This is a genomic window from Neobacillus drentensis (assembly GCF_036965245.1).
Lineage (GTDB): Bacteria > Bacillota > Bacilli > Bacillales > Cytobacillaceae > Neobacillus > Neobacillus drentensis_G.
Genome location: NZ_JBALPG010000028.1, coordinates 20,118 through 33,109, shown reverse-complemented (window position 1 = coordinate 33,109; position 12,992 = coordinate 20,118). Strand labels below are relative to the sequence as shown.

The window sequence follows — 12,992 nt, the reverse complement described above, 5'->3', positions numbered from 1 at the left end:
CGTTATCCCGGTTCTTTCATAATTTCGGTCACAAAAAGCTCTGGAATGGTTAAAATTTTTTTAGATCAAGGATGTCATAAAATGAACGAAACTTTCAAAAGTCAATTCAAAAGGTTAACTGAAATTTTATGGATTTCTGCTAAGCTTGGCTTAACTTCGTTTGGAGGCCCTATTGCTCATTTGGGATATTTTCACAATGAATATATTCGTAAAAGAAAATGGCTAGATGAACGCAGCTATGCTGACCTTGTTGCTCTCTGTCAGTTCCTTCCCGGTCCCGCTAGCAGTCAGGTTGGGATTGGTATCGGTGTCATGCGTGCCGGTATCTTAGGAGGAATTATGACATTCATTGGTTTTACACTTCCATCCGTTATTGCTCTCATATTATTTGCACTTATCCTAAAAGGGTGGAACGTGGATAATACGGGCTGGATTCATGGACTAAAGATTGTAGCCGTTGTTGTAGTCGCTCAAGCTATTTTAGGAATGGCGCAAAAGCTAACTCCAGATTTAAAAAGAAAATCCATTGCTCTGTTCTCACTTGTCGGAACATTGATTTGGCAATCCACGTATACGCAAGTGTGTATGATCATTGCTTCTGCTTTTATTGGTTATCTCTTTTTTAAGCAAGTTGAAACAGAAAAGCAATTACCTATAACGGTTCCGATATCACGGCGATTTGCAATTATTTGCTTAACACTTTTCTTTGGTCTACTTATTATTCTTCCAATTCTTAGAGAAATAACGTCCTATAAATGGATTTCCCTTTTTGATAGCTTCTATCGTTCAGGTTCCCTTGTTTTTGGAGGAGGACATGTGGTACTGCCCTTACTTGAACGTGAATTTGTACCAACAGGCTGGCTTAGTAAAGAAAACTTCTTAGCCGGTTATGGTTTAGCACAAGCGGTCCCTGACCCACTTTTCACTTTTGCAGCCTATATAGGAGCTGTAATAGATGGGTGGAAGAGCGGTCTTTTAGCTACCGTTGCTATTTTTCTGCCAGCTTTTCTATTGATCCTGGGTACCCTGCCATTTTGGGACACCTTAAGAAGAAATCCCAAAATCAATGGAGCACTAATAGGGGTAAACGCAGCAGTTGTAGGAATTCTAATCTCTGCTTTCTATACCCCTATTTGGACAAGCTCGATATTGTCATCTATTGACTTCGCTTTTGGTTCCATACTGTTTAGCTTACTTGTTTTTTGGAAGCTAACTCCGTGGGTAATCGTCCTTTTAGGAGCTCTCGGTGGATTTCTTATTGATCTTCTTTAAAATCACTTAAAATCACCGTTTAGGTGGTTTTTTATTTTCCTGTAAATAAATAGTTAGACTTTTAAGGCTTTGCTTTGCATTTTTGAAAACCTCTGCATGATTCTGATCAGCTACTCCCATCAGTAGGAAGTGCCCTACTTTTATTTTTTCGTTTCGCTTCCAAATTTTTGATGGTTGATTAGGTTATTTGCTATACTCATCATAAATATAGATTTACTGAGAATAACAAGGTGAGTGGATCATGAAGAGATATGAAAATTTGGATAATGTGATAAGCAACAAATCGTTTAAGGATATGAGGCAGTGGCAGAAGGAAAGAAGAACGAAAGTAAAGGATTTATCGCTAAACATCGAACAGTGTCCACATAAAAAAGTAAATGAAATAAATGGAAATAGAAACCGGACTTCTTATACGTGGATTGGGCACTCTACCTTTTTGATCCAGATAAATGGCGTAAATATTTTAACTGACCCGGTTTGGGCTAAGCGAATGGGGTTTCAAAAGAGGTTAACGGAGCCGGGCATTTCCTTATCAGACTTACCAGAGATTGACCTGGTAGTAATCTCCCATGGTCACTATGACCATTTGGACTTCCCCACCCTGAAAAAATTAAAAGGTAATCCTCGTTACTTTGTCCCAGTTGGGTTGAAGGCTCTGTTTATCAGAAAAGGCTACCAGAAGGTGACCGAAATGAATTGGTGGGAGAGTGCAGAATTCAGAGGAATTACCATTCATTTCGTCCCTGCCCAGCATTGGACTAGACGAACATTGACAGATATGAATTCGTCTCATTGGGGAGGCTGGATTTTTCAATCATCAGAAGAAACGTTTTATTTTGTCGGGGATACAGGCTATTTCGGCGGCTTTAAGCAAATTGCGGATCGATTTACAATTGATACGGTGTTTATGCCGATTGGGGCTTATGAACCGGAATGGTTTATGGCTGCTGCCCATATTTCTCCGGAAGACAGCGTAAAAGCTTTCCTCAAATTAAAGGCAAAATTCTTCGTTCCAATGCATTATGGTGCCTATCGATTAGCAGACGACACAGGACCGGAGGCATTAGAACGCTTGTACCGTGAATGGGAAAAGCAGCAGCTTCCCGATGAACAATTAAATGTGCTCTTACTTGGGGAAACCGTTATGGAGGTTGAATAGGTCGAAAATTCGGCACAGTTGGGTCATTTAGCTAATATGGCTTAAAATGACCCTTCTATTGGACAATGTTAGATGACTTTCCGACCAAATTGTTTATTAGAACTCTGACAAATAATAAAACGATCATCTGGAAGAAAGTAGTGTTGGTTTACATAACATTATTATTTTTAAAACTACTATTTTAGCATCCATTTCCTTTCATCATTAAAGTCGTTTTTCATAGTTTTCTTGGAGATGAAGAGATAGTCCCCCGCTTATTTCTTTTCCAGTTTATTCGATATCCAAATGTAAAAGGCGATTCCACCAAAAGTAATCAACGAGCTTATGATTAATTGTGTTTCGTATTTCAATGGTGTTAGACTTAGCAAGTAATCTGGCAGTGTTAACCATGCTAAAATAATGATTATAGTCCATGTTTTTGCCCAAAAGGACATTCCGAAAATAAATAGTGCGGTAATAATGCCAATAATCAGGCTACCTGTATTGCCAAAATGAAAAATAGGTGTATCGACAGCTCTATTTAAGTAAATCAAACCAACAAACAAAGCAATTGGCAATATCCCTATAGAGAATAATATTAATCCTTGTTTCTTGATTGATTGTTTCGTTGTGGAAATATATTTAAAACCCGTAAAAATAGAAGCAATAAATATTAAACTTATCACAATATGCCCGACAATTTCCAAGAGAGAATAAGAAAGGTTCCCTTTCAATAAATCTGGGAAAATCGTAAAAGAAAATGATCCAAAAATGATAAGGCAAATATATTTGACCCATGTTCGATAGTCAATGACCATTTCATTAGAAACCATCTCCATATATTCTTTCGGTGATTTTCCGATAATCTTTTCAATGGGCTTTCCACTTTTTTCTGCTTCGGATAAATGGACTTCCAATTCTTCCACAATTTCTTCGATTTCATTCGAATTTTTTCCACTGGAAAATAAGTATAGGCGTAAATTCTCCAAAAATGCCTTGCTTTTATCAGTAAGCTTTAATTCATTATTCAACCGTCTCGTCTCCTTTTGCATGTTTTGTCTCTGATTCATGATGTAATACCCTGTTTACATTGGTTTGCAAATAGTTCCAGCGATCCACGAACAGTTCTAATTCCGCCTCGCCTTTGGGTGTAAGTGAGTAATATTTCCTTCTTGGTCCCGCCGTTGATTTTTTCAATGTTGTAGTAACCAATTCTTCTTTTTGCATCCGCATTAACAATGGATAAATCGTACCCTCGCTGAAGGAATGAAATCCATAGCTTTCAAGTTTCTCGGCCAGCTCGTAACCGTATACTTCTTTATTCTTGATAATCGCCAGCAAACAGCCATCAAGGATTCCTTTTAGCATCTGTGTTGTTGACAAATCTTTTTCACCTCTTTCAATAACTTGCAATGCAAGGGTTATGATTACAAATAATGCCTTGTATTACAAGGGTTGCGATTACAATAAATACCTTGTATTACAATGGTTGTGATTGCAAATAATACCTTGCAATACATGATATACAATAAGTATAGTGTTAATAGTCTTGTAATGCAAGGTAAATTATCTCCTTCTTTTTTGTATACATGCTACTATCTTAGGATTTAGTTAGATGTTGGTTTCAAAATGGATTCTTTTTGATTGCGATCATATAATCCTTAACAAAGTCTTTTTAAAAAACTTTATTCTAACACTATAGAAGAATGAACATGTGATGGTTTCCACTCGATTGTCCGATTTACGATAATAAAATACCACATATATATTACGACTTTTCTACACGAAAATTCGAGTACCCATTTAATCGAACTGACTTGCCATAGATTTCTACCAAACCCGTTTCCAAATAAAAACCAGCAGTCTCTAAAGGGAAACTGCTGGTTTTTGTTAATAATAGAAGATTCATTTGCAACTTTTTTAAAAATTAACGCCTTTTTTCCCTTCGATGATTGGAAGATTAATAAAACTTTGACCCAGATGCACATTAAAGGTTGCTCCAGTTGTCGAAGGAATCGTCCGCTGATAGGAACTTCCTGCAATAATGACTCCGATGCGATGGCCTTTCTTGAAGACGTAGTCATGTGGCAGTGCGCCCCACTCAAATTTGTAGTTTTTTCCAGGGTTTAATGGATCTGTTGCTAAAAGTGTTTTCCAATTTTGCGGGTCAAACCAGCCTCTAGAGACAATTTCATAGGATGCTGTTCGGAACGTTTTTTCTGTTTCTCGATAGCAGCCGTCATCTGTATCCGAACTTTCTCCCCAACAGGATTCAGTAGGAAGCGTTTTGATTCCTTCGCCACTTCCCGAATGATTCACTCTAGTATCCATCCCATAATCGACAATAATAACTGTTAAATTGGAATTCTCTTTATCTACTGTTGCCCGAAGTGAAATTTCCGGCACTCCGCTCATCCGAGCATCCTCGCTTAGTGGTTCTGATAGGTATACTAAACGGTCGCTTCTTACCGTCGTTTCATTTGTGACCATCGCCGTTTCTGTTTGCCTAGGATTATCGGTAAAGGTCTGTGTAAAGTTTCCATTAACCGGACCGGTTGTCAGGATCCCCGGAGAATTTTCGTTTTCCCCTGGCCCAAAGCGAATTTTAAAGGATTTTGCATTTTCTTCCGGCCATGTTGCATGGGTTTCCCAAACATCTGCTGCTCGTTCAATATCTACTGCAGGTTCATCCATGATGCCATTTTGAATGCCAAGGAGCCAGTAGTCAAACCAGCGATGCAGCGTATCGACCCACTCTGCTCTACGGAAATCAAATGGATCCACATGACCTGTTTGGGCAAGCCATAGCTTACGAGGGACTTTCTCCTTATTTAGTGCTTCCCACCATTCATTAAAATGGTTCATTTTTACGTTTAGGTCGTTTAAACCGTGAATGGCAAAGACACTGGCTTTTACATTTTTGATATCTTTCACATAGTTTCTTTCGTTCCAAAAATCATTATAGTCTCCAGTGGCATCATCTGCCATTTGATTAATACGATTGAACACGTGCTGACAAGTTGCTTTCCTGGAGCTGTTAACGACTCTGCTTGCTAATCCGCCAGGGCCATTGTTGTAGTATGTTAGCCCCGCATAACGATAGTAATTATACCAATTGCTAATCGCACCAATCGGAACGATTGTCTTTAATCCTTCTACTCCGGTTGCGGCAACGCCATTTGCTAACGTTCCGTCGTAGGATTTACCAATCATCCCCACATTACCGGTTGACCAAGAAGCTTGTACTTCTTGATTATTTTTATCAAATGCTTTTGCTCTTCCGTTGAGCCAATCGATGACCACTTTAATACTTTCAATCTCCTCATAACCGCCTGTAGTTGGGCAGCCATCCGATTGATTGGTACCTACCATTTCCGGCAAGGCAACCGCATATCCACGTGGAACAAAATAATTATCATAGTAAAGCGGAAACTTTTCGTTAATACCATCTTTATTTTTGTCCTTTACTTCACTTTCATTGCCCCTGCCTATGCTTTCATAATAGGGACTTGAATCCATAATGACAGGTACCTTTAATCCTGTGTTCGTTTCTTTCGGACGGATAATGTCAACAGCAATTCGGTCAGGAACCCCGTTTTCATCGGTGTCGAGGCTTGATTGGACAAAAACTGTTTCACGAATGGCATCCTTATATGAATATTTCGCCTCTGATTTTAATGGTGCTAAAGAGTTTACTGCTTGTCCCTTTTTTGATTCTACTGTTTCCGCACTTGTATAATTCATAGATGATAGTGTTAAAGCAATGGTTGTAAAAAGTGTTGTTGCAATCGATAGCGTTTTCTTTTTCATTAAATCCCTCCTCACCCTCTATAAAAACAATTGTAGGATGTGGAGGGATTTACCAATAGTGTAAAAACTCTTAATTTTCATACTATTTATCATTCGTTAGTAGGAAAAAGGACTTACCTTCTACTTATATATTAGTTTTTTAAAAAACAGGTTTATGAATTATACATTCAAAACCTCTTGCTCCTCCTTCGCACTTACTAGCTTTGTTAAATAATCGATGGTCGTCAAGTACACCATTCCATTCCCTTCTAGCTTTGGAGAATTTCCTAGTGGTATGGTTCTTCTGATTAACTGAGCATATAGTTCTGGTTCTGTTAGATTTCTCTCAAAAGTTTGATTTGAGATCGCTTTAATTAAAGCAAGTGCACCCGATACATGTGGCGTTGCCATTGACGTTCCCGTAAGCTTTGCATATTTTCCGTTTAGAAAAGTTGATACTATATTTTCACCGGGAGCGACTAAATCTACTTCCCTATTAGAATTGCTAAAATCCGATATTTTGCGATTAAGACTGGTAGCACCAACACTGATTACCTCGTTATAAGCCGCCGGAAAGGACAGCTCTTCTGTTGAGTCGCGTCCATCCCCTTCATTTCCTGCCGCACAAACTACCAGTATCCCATTAGCGACGGCCTTTTTAATTGCTTCATGTAATTCTGGAACATCTTCAGGACCGCCTAGGCTCATGGAGATAATATCAACCTTTTGTTCAATTGCATAGTAGATTCCATTGATAATCCATTCATATTGGCCGGAGCCTTTTTTATTAAGAACCTTTACAATTAATAGATTTGCTTCTGGAGCAACACCGGTTACCCCCGTCTCATTGGCAGTTGCTGCCATCGTACCGGCAACATGTGTGCCATGACCATTGTAATCCCGAAAGTTATTTTGGTCTCCGCGGTCATCTTTGGTAAAATTTCGTCCGCCAATTATTCGATCCTTTAAGTCAATATGGGTTAATTCACAGCCAGTATCTAAAATGGCGATTGTGATCCCCTTTCCTTTTGTCTTTTCCCACAGTTCTTGGGCCTGAATCATTTCAACCCCTTTTGGCACCTCGGTTACTTCTTCAATTTCTGCAATCAATTGGTACGGAATCAAGCGTACTTCTCTTTCCAACTCATTCCCTCCTAACAGATTTATTTGAAGCCACCTCATGATGTTGATAATAGTTTAACAATTCTGAATCCATTAAAAATGATTCCTTTGGAGTGTTTTTGTTCCTTTCTGGCTTAATTTTTTTATATCAAAAACCGACTCTATTCTTTTTCTTCCTCTAAAACTATTTTCCTAAATGACACTAGGCCCTTCGATTCAGGACTTTGTTTCTATTTTAAAAATTATGATTTTTCTTTATTTTCAGACTTGTACAAAGATGTTATCCTTTACTTGTACATACTAATTTTTAGGAGGCTGATGGATTGAGGAATTTGAAGAGGTCGCTCATTTTTTTGACTAGTTTTTTGACTGTGGCAGTATCAACAACCGTTTATGCCGAGCAGCCGGGATTATCAAATTTTCCAGAACCTGTTGATGCGCAATCATGGGTTCTTCCACGGGATATGACGTGGAAAGATTACAAGCCCGTTCCTGGAGTTGACTGGAACACATCTGACATTAAGGCAGACCGAGTCATTAGGGGTTCACTCATCATTGTAGATTTCCAAGACCGAGATTTTATTTTAAACCAGCCTGAGGGATCCGAGCTTGCAGGCAACCCTATCGGTACTGGGAAAATTCCTCGCGATCAAATCGGAAAGTTTTGGGAAGACTTCCTCAACAAACCTTCAGCATTAAACAACAATCGAACAGTAAACGAATACTGGCGAGAAAATTCCTTCGGTAAATGGAAAATCGAACTTAAATCTTTCGGCACCTATCGGATGGATGGCAATGAATTCGAATACGGTCTTAACGAATTTGGGCAGCAGGCAAACATGCCTGCAGGGTTCAAGGCAAAAAACCTTAGATCTGAAGCAGTTGCAAAAGCGAAAGCTGACATGGATGCTTCTGGAGAAAAATTTGATTTTAATTTTATCATTCACGCTGGTTATGATGAATCCGGTGTCTGGCAGGAGCTTGGTGAAATGATGTTTCAAAATGCCGGAGCCGTAACAAATCCATTTGGCCCTATCGTTGGTGGAGCAAATGTTCCGGGAATGCCAAATTCAGCGGTTACCCGATATGTTCCTTGGACTTCGTGGTATGCTGCTAAAAGTATTTGGTCTAGTGCCAGTGGTGGAACATCGATTCAAGGGGAAAATGACGGAATGGGTACCTTCGCTCACGAATTCGGTCATATAATGGCTCTTGGCGACAACTATAACAATCCATATGGAATTCCTGTATCTCGTACCTACTCCGGTCCTTGGGAGTTAATGAGCCGCGGAAGCTTCAATGGACCAGGCGGCCCCCACACACGCTGGATGGTTCCATCAACCTTAGGTGCATCAGCTCCATCACATCACATGCTGCGAAATAAAATTAAACAAGGCTTCCTCTCACCTGACCAATATCTAAGCCTAGACCGCGATCGCCTAGCTGAAACTGGTCCAGTCTTTGCCGATATTCTTTCAAGGGAAGTACCAACCGGCAGCGAGTTTGGACGGACAGGATTACACGGGATCAATATTAGCATGGTGGATAACACGCCAGCAAACTCTTTAAATGATGATTGGCGCGCAGACATGCAGCGCGGTGCTAAATGGTACAATAACTATACACTTGAAGTTGTCGACCGGGTTGGCTTTGATTCATTTGCCCCTGACACTGGTGTACTACTAGGGAAAACTAAGAATAGTGAATCAGCACCAAATATTTGGGTCATCGACTCTCACAAAGAAGATATCAATCAAGTAGACTTCAAACGACCGGATGGTTCCACAGCGATGCTTTCCAAAGGTGATTATCAACAGTTAGCCGATGCCCTCTTCAAAGCAGGAACAGGTGATGGTGTTGTCAGTGAGTACACAGACGAGCATAACCGTCTCCATTTCTACATTTTAGATAAAAAATATGATGCTAAAGGTGCTCTTTCTTACCGGGTAGCTGTTCGTCATTTGGATGGTGCAAGTTCATTTACCCGTGGTGTAACAGTTGCTAACAGTGATTCAGAATTTGCCACGCCAGGTAAAGTAGCAGCCTATTACTTCAATGTTACCAATACCGGAAATGGAACCGACCTTATCCGCCTAAATGCCAAAACAGATGCTGGCTGGGATATTCAATTGCAGCATAATGTAATTGAAGTTGAAGCGGGTAAAACGGTTGCAGTACCGGTTTACGTGAAGATTCCAAAAGGCGGTACAGCTCAGCCTGTTCCAACAAACCTTACGTTTACAAGTACATCAGAAACTGATGCTAGTAAAACGGCCACTTCGATTCGCCGTGTCGGGCCTGGGAATGGAAAATAAAGATTGGTAGTTTAAGGGGGAAGTGCCTCAAATGGCACCTCCTCCTTTTTTCATGATTGTAGACTGTTAGTTGATTCTATTTTAGCAACTTAAACGTCTTTCATTCTCCTAATGATGGACTAATCTCTTTGGTCTTCCTCTTGATCTGGCCTTCATTTACCTTATGAAGGACTAATCTATTTGGTTTTCAACCTGATCTGGTCTTCATTACTCTTATGAAGACCTTATCTCGTTGGTTTTATACCTGATCTGGCCTTCATTCTCCTAATGATGGACTAATCTCTTTGATTTTCCACCTGATCTGGCCTTCATTGCCCTTATGAAGGACTAATCTCTTTGATTTTCCACCTGATCTGGCCTTCATTTCTCTTATGAGACCTTATCTCGCTGGTTTTCCACCTGATCTGGCCTTCATTGCCCTTTGGTGTTTCCAAGTTCTTTTTCTTGTTAATTTAATCATTCACTTTCCTTCGCTGACGAATATTCCAGTAAATCAGGTCTTCCGTAAAACTAACTGTAAAAGAGTATTTGAAACAATTGAATACCTTATTATAAAGCATTATTTGTAGCGTTTTTGCTTCTTCCACCTATTTTTTTCTCATTTATAAAATAATTTCTGATTTTGTTCTACCCATAATGATGGCTGTCCAATCAACTATTGAATTTTGAAATATATATACATAGTGAAGGAATCTTTCTTCAAATATGGTAAAAGGTGGTGAAAATATATGTCTTATGGTTATGGCGGTGGTTATGGCGGTGGTTATGGCGGCGGCAGCACTTTTGTATTAATCGTTGTATTGTTCATTCTGCTTATCATCGTAGGTACTTCTTTTATTTAATAACTTGATAGGACGAAGTGTAAATTTAAAGTTAATTTCTCCTATTGAGTATATACCTCTACTGAAGGGGGGAGGAAATTAATGACGCTCGGATTTGGGGGATTTGGTCGAAGAGATTTGTTTTTTCGAAGAAGACGTTTTGTCCCTATTGAAATTGAAATTGAAATCGAAGCAAGAAGAAGACGAATTGAAATCGAAATCGAGATAGAAAGAAGAAGACGGTTAGGATTCGGACGGAGAGGCAGATTCATTTAAGCGTTTGATGTAATGAGTGTTTTTTAGGGGCCTCCGGGCTCCTTTTTTTATTTATTAAAAAAGTTCTATCGTTTATGCTATAAAAAGATACCCCAAAATTCGTCAGCTGAATCGTACAAAAATTGAATTTAATTTAAGATTCGAGCACAATTTAGGAAAATTTCCAAGTGAATGATTCCCCTTCATAACCCCTTTCTTATTTTTTCGAATAAGACCAAAACCAATTCCAACTGGGTCTACAAGGTAGGCAAGAAAGAAATCATCAAACTCCATTTTATCTCTCACAATCATTGCACCATTGTTTTTCGCATTAGAAATAGCCTCATCAATTGAATCGACTTCGATTTGAATACCAGTTCCATGAGGATAATCATATGGTGCTATAACGATTCCTCCATTAATGCCAGGCTTGACATCTTTTCCAGTCAAAACAACCCAATAATCCCAATGAGGTTCTGCAATTTCCCAACCTAAAACTTTAGATTAAAATTCCTCAAGCCTTCTCAGGTTCTTGGCTGCTAAGTTCGAATCCAATTACCCTTCCCTTACCAAACATGCCTCCCTTCTTGCTACATTATTAGAAACCTAAGTTATCAATTCTATATTTTGCAGTAAATACTTACAATAAAATATTATGTTTAATAGAATCTGAAGCACTTTTATCCAGTCAATCTTTTTCGTATAACTAAGTAATCATGCGTTTTCCTCTAAAAAATAAGGTGCGTTTATTAAGTATTGCCATTTTCTGAATTTCATGATGGTTGAATAAGACAGCTTTTTGTTTTCCAATACTGGCAACCAACTCCGTACATTTGCGAAAGAGCAAAAATCACGGATTCGCTCTAGAGGGAAGGCCTTGTGCCGATGACGACAGTAGCATCCAGTTCGTCGTAATTTGCCACCTGTGGTATTAGCCCGTTTCGAGTAAAGATTTCGGCAGTCATCGGCGCCTGCCGCTCGCTAGTTTCAACTAGCAGGTGGCCCCCCGGTGCTAGCCAGTGTAAAGCTGCAGCCGCTACACGGCGTTGGACGTCCAGCCCGTCCACACCCCCGTCAATTGCCACCATCGCCTCATGTTTGCGGGCCTCCTGGGGTAACAGCTTGATTGACTCAGTAGGTACATAGGGTGCATTTGCAACCAAGACTTCGACATTCCCGCGAAGTTTGTTTGGCAGTGGATCGTATAGGTCGCCTTCATACACGTTTCCACCGATGGAAGTAACGTTGCGACGAGCGCACCGCACTGCGGCTGGGTCGATGTCAGTTGCATACAACTCAATGCATCCCAGAGCTTTGGCTAGAGCGGCACCCACTGCTCCCGTGCCGCAGCAAAGGTCTACGACGATGGCTCCTGGTATAGCGAAGGCGGTTGCCTGTTGGACTAGAAACTCAGTCCGGCGACGGGGCACAAAGACACCGGGTTCCACCACTATCCGAATACAGCAGAAATCCGCCCAACCGATGATTTGCTCGAGGGGAAAACCGGCTTCTCGTCGTTCCACCATGGCTTCGAGGGCGGCCTGCGTCCGTGCCTCTGAGATAAGCAACCTGGTCTCATCTTCAGCGAAAACACAACCGGCGGACCGTAGCCTGGTGATTATACATTTTTCTGTTTCGTCGTCCATATAAAAATTATTTAGCTTTTCCACTTATATCACCTCTCTAGATATCCAGCTTCAATAGTTAAATATGAAAAACGCCAATGACTGCATGCAAAAAAATTCAAGCTAATATTCTTTTTCCTGAAGTTGATTTTATTATTATTCTATTATGCTGGAGAGTTTTCCTTCTTTAACTAGACTTCCTAGTTAGTAAAAACGAGTCAAAATTTTAGTATTGGCCTAAAACAAATAGTTTTGTTTAAAAGAATTTACAGATGAAAATATTGGTAAATAAATACATCAAGATTATTTGATTAATAACGAAAGTGAAAGCATTTATGTGGACATCCAATACAAGGTCTTTAATAAGGCCTCTTTAGGACAAAACGGCATGAGAAAGAATCAAAAATTAAATCACTTGATATATTTAAAAAATACGATTTAAGGGTTAAATCAATTGCGGTTCAAAAGAGACAAAGACTATAAACATTTTTGCCGAACAGGTGCGTTTTACCTCTAAAAGTTATACAATACCAACTGAATTGTTCTACTTACATCTTATGAAGGACTAATCTTTCCGTTTTATCAACCGATTTGGCCTTCATCCTGCTTATGAAGGTCTAATCTTACTGCTTTTCTAACCGATTTGGCCTTCATC

10 protein-coding genes and 1 pseudogene are annotated in these 12,992 nt (G+C 39.7%); 5 read left to right on the top strand and 6 right to left on the bottom strand.

Annotated features, from left to right (window positions below; genetic code table 11):
- Positions 1-81 precede the first annotated feature (81 nt).
- Both V7150_RS08165 and V7150_RS08160 read left to right on the top strand, forming a co-directional pair.
- Positions 82-1,272, top strand: a complete 1,191-nt coding sequence (locus V7150_RS08165; protein ID WP_335516018.1) for a chromate transporter — start codon at positions 82-84, stop codon at positions 1,270-1,272.
- Positions 1,273-1,510: 238 nt separating this feature from the next.
- A complete protein-coding gene (locus tag V7150_RS08160) occupies positions 1,511-2,431 on the top strand; it encodes an MBL fold metallo-hydrolase (RefSeq protein ID WP_335516026.1) in 921 nt (306 codons plus the stop codon).
- A gap of 254 nt (positions 2,432-2,685) precedes the next feature.
- Here V7150_RS08160 and V7150_RS08155 read toward each other — a convergent pair whose 3' ends face one another.
- The 4 genes from V7150_RS08155 to V7150_RS08140 form a co-directional block, all read right to left on the bottom strand.
- Positions 2,686-3,480, bottom strand: coding sequence for an HAAS domain-containing protein (locus V7150_RS08155; RefSeq protein WP_335516015.1), 795 nt, complete (start codon positions 3,478-3,480; stop codon positions 2,686-2,688).
- Entirely contained in the window at positions 3,434-3,778 is a 345-nt protein-coding gene (locus V7150_RS08150; protein ID WP_335516012.1) for a PadR family transcriptional regulator, read from the bottom strand. The genes V7150_RS08155 and V7150_RS08150 overlap by 47 nt, the downstream gene beginning before the upstream one ends.
- Positions 3,779-4,330: 552 nt before the next feature.
- Positions 4,331-6,220: a Xaa-Pro dipeptidyl-peptidase gene (locus tag V7150_RS08145; protein ID WP_335516010.1), complete on the bottom strand. Its 1,890-nt coding sequence runs from the start codon at positions 6,218-6,220 to the stop codon at positions 4,331-4,333.
- 159 nt (positions 6,221-6,379) lie between these two features.
- Positions 6,380-7,342 carry a S8 family peptidase gene (locus V7150_RS08140; RefSeq protein WP_335516006.1) on the bottom strand — a complete coding sequence of 321 codons (963 nt, stop codon included), beginning with the start codon at positions 7,340-7,342 and terminating at the stop codon, positions 6,380-6,382.
- A 350-nt stretch (positions 7,343-7,692) separates the two neighbouring features.
- Between V7150_RS08140 and V7150_RS08135 the strand changes: the two genes are divergently transcribed.
- The 3 genes and pseudogenes from V7150_RS08135 (at position 7,693) to V7150_RS08125 (ending at position 10,733) form a co-directional block, all read left to right on the top strand.
- On the top strand, positions 7,693-9,636 hold the full coding sequence (locus V7150_RS08135; RefSeq protein WP_335516024.1) for a M6 family metalloprotease domain-containing protein: 1,944 nt from the start codon (positions 7,693-7,695) through the stop codon (positions 9,634-9,636).
- A gap of 761 nt (positions 9,637-10,397) precedes the next feature.
- Positions 10,398-10,478: pseudogene (locus tag V7150_RS08130) on the top strand (YjcZ family sporulation protein); the annotation flags it as partial.
- Between the two features lie 81 nt (positions 10,479-10,559).
- Positions 10,560-10,733, top strand: a complete 174-nt coding sequence (locus V7150_RS08125; protein ID WP_283923109.1) for a hypothetical protein — start codon at positions 10,560-10,562, stop codon at positions 10,731-10,733.
- Positions 10,734-10,835: 102 nt separating this feature from the next.
- Here V7150_RS08125 and V7150_RS08120 read toward each other — a convergent pair whose 3' ends face one another.
- Together V7150_RS08120 and V7150_RS08115 are read right to left on the bottom strand one after the other, a co-directional pair.
- A complete protein-coding gene (locus V7150_RS08120) occupies positions 10,836-11,162 on the bottom strand; it encodes a VOC family protein (protein ID WP_335516000.1) in 327 nt (108 codons plus the stop codon).
- A 413-nt stretch (positions 11,163-11,575) separates the two neighbouring features.
- Entirely contained in the window at positions 11,576-12,358 is a 783-nt protein-coding gene (locus tag V7150_RS08115) for a putative protein N(5)-glutamine methyltransferase (RefSeq protein ID WP_335516020.1), read from the bottom strand.
- Positions 12,359-12,992 lie beyond the last annotated feature (634 nt).

Excerpts from the sequence above, each read along its gene's own strand:
- V7150_RS08165 (WP_335516018.1), top strand. The coding sequence starts at position 82 with ATGAACGAAACTTTCAAAAGTCAATTCAAAAGGTTAACTGAAATTTTA.
- V7150_RS08155 (WP_335516015.1), bottom strand. The coding sequence starts at position 3,480 with ATGAATCAGAGACAAAACATGCAAAAGGAGACGAGACGGTTGAATAAT.
- V7150_RS08150 (WP_335516012.1), bottom strand. The coding sequence starts at position 3,778 with ATGCTAAAAGGAATCCTTGATGGCTGTTTGCTGGCGATTATCAAGAAT.
- V7150_RS08145 (WP_335516010.1), bottom strand. The coding sequence starts at position 6,220 with ATGAAAAAGAAAACGCTATCGATTGCAACAACACTTTTTACAACCATT.
- V7150_RS08125 (WP_283923109.1), top strand. The coding sequence starts at position 10,560 with ATGACGCTCGGATTTGGGGGATTTGGTCGAAGAGATTTGTTTTTTCGA.
- V7150_RS08115 (WP_335516020.1), bottom strand. The coding sequence starts at position 12,358 with ATGGACGACGAAACAGAAAAATGTATAATCACCAGGCTACGGTCCGCC.